Source organism: Streptomyces gobitricini (assembly GCF_039532985.1).
GTDB lineage: Bacteria > Actinomycetota > Actinomycetes > Streptomycetales > Streptomycetaceae > Streptomyces > Streptomyces gobitricini.
In genome coordinates this window covers 1-763 of record NZ_BAAASR010000058.1, presented here as the reverse complement: position 1 = coordinate 763, position 763 = coordinate 1, and the positions used below count along the sequence as shown (strand labels likewise).

Annotated in this window: 1 protein-coding gene; it reads right to left on the bottom strand. The window is 67.6% G+C overall.

The genetic code is table 11. The annotated features are described in order from the left end of the window. On the bottom strand, positions 1 to 763 hold a 763-nt coding region (gene ccrA, locus ABD347_RS30580), incomplete at both ends, for a crotonyl-CoA carboxylase/reductase (protein ID WP_344367257.1).

The following is a 763-nucleotide window of genomic DNA, read 5'->3' as shown; positions in this document are numbered from 1 at the left end:
GGCCTGGCCGGTGTCCTCCAGGGAGTACACCTTCGACAGCGTGGGGTGGATCTTGCCCTTGGCGATCAGGCGGTTGGCCTCCCACGCCTCGCGGTAGTTCGCGAAGTGCGAGCCGATGATCCGCTTCAGCGACATCCACAGGTAGCGGTTGTCGTACTCGTGCATGTACCCCGAGGTGGACGCGCAGGTGGTGATGGTGCCGCCCTTGCGGGTGACGTACACGGACGCGCCGAAGGTCTCGCGGCCGGGGTGCTCGAAGACGATGTCGATGTCCTCGCCGCCGGTGAACTCGCGGATGCGCTTGCCGAAGCGCTTCCACTCCTTGGGGTCCTGGGTGCGCTCGTCCTTCCAGAACTTGTAGCCCTCGGCGCTGCGGTCGATGATCGCCTCGGCGCCCATCGAGCGGCAGATGTCCGCCTTCTGCTCGCTGGAGACCACACAGATCGGGTTGGCGCCGCCGGCCAGGGCGAACTGCGTCGCGTACGAGCCGAGGCCACCGCTCGCGCCCCAGATGAGCACGTTGTCGCCCTGCTTCATCCCGGCGCCGTTGCGGGAGACCAGCTGGCGGTAGGCGGTGGAGTTCACCAGGCCCGGCGCCGCCGCCTCCTCCCAGCTGAGGTGGTCCGGCTTGGGCATCAGCTGGTTGGACTTGACCAGCGCGATCTCCGCCAGGCCGCCGAAGTTGGTCTCGAAGCCCCAGATGCGCTGCTCGGGGTCGAGCATCGTGTCGTTGTGACCGTCGGAGGACTCCAGCTCGACGCTC